The 895-nt window shown below is 61.7% G+C and carries 1 protein-coding gene; it reads right to left on the bottom strand.

Features of this window, described 5'->3' with window-relative positions; genetic code table 11:
* Nucleotides 1–893 (bottom strand): elongation factor Tu (tuf, locus tag AC5IJH_RS18315; RefSeq protein WP_491904264.1); only part of this gene is annotated, 893 nt, incomplete at its 3' end.
* Nucleotides 894–895: the final 2 nt, after the last annotated feature.

Genomic DNA, 895 nt, shown 5'->3' with positions numbered 1-895 from the left:
CCCGGCTTCGCCAACACCATGCCACGCTCCACGTCTTCCTTCGCGATGCCACGCAAGAGCAGTCCGGCATTGTCGCCCGCACGGCCCTCATCCAGCTGCTTCTTGAACATCTCGACGCCCGTCACCACCGTCTTGCGCGTCTCGCGGAAGCCCACGATCTCGGCCTCTTCGCCAACCTTCACCTGGCCACGCTCGATCCGGCCCGTCACCACCGTGCCACGACCCGAGATCGAGAAGATATCCTCGATCGGCATCAGGAACGGCTGATCGATCGCACGCTCCGGCAGCGGCACATTCTTGTCCACCGCATCCATCAGCTCGTCGATCTTCGCTTCCCACTCGGCCTCGCCATTCAACCCACCGAGAGCCGAACCGCGGATCACCGGCACATCGTCGCCAGGGAAGTTGTACTTCGACAGGAGCTCGCGCACTTCCATCTCAACCAGGTCGACCAGCTCCTGGTCCTCGACCGCGTCGCACTTGTTCAGAAACACCACGATGTACGGCACACCGACCTGGCGGGCCAGCAGCACGTGCTCCTTGGTCTGCGGCATCGGACCATCCGTCGCCGCCACCACCAAGATCGCGCCATCCATCTGCGCCGCTCCCGTGATCATGTTCTTGATGTAGTCCGCGTGACCCGGGCAGTCCACGTGCGCGTAGTGACGGTTCGCCGTCTCATACTCCACATGCGCCGTCGCAATCGTGATACCCCGCTCCCGCTCCTCGGGCGCGTTATCAATCGTGTCAAACGAACGAAACTTGTTGTTCGGGTTGTGCTTCGACAACACCTTCGTGATCGCCGCCGTCAACGTCGTCTTGCCGTGATCAATGTGACCAATCGTTCCCACATTCACGTGCGGCTTCGACCGGTCAAACTTCTCCTTCGCCATCG

The sequence above is a fragment of the Candidatus Dedyshia acidiphila genome (assembly GCF_051025295.1).
In the GTDB taxonomy this organism is placed as follows: domain Bacteria; phylum Acidobacteriota; class Terriglobia; order Terriglobales; family Acidobacteriaceae; genus KBS-83.
Note: the sequence above shows the minus strand (reverse complement) of the source record. Positions and strands in the feature narration are given on the sequence as shown.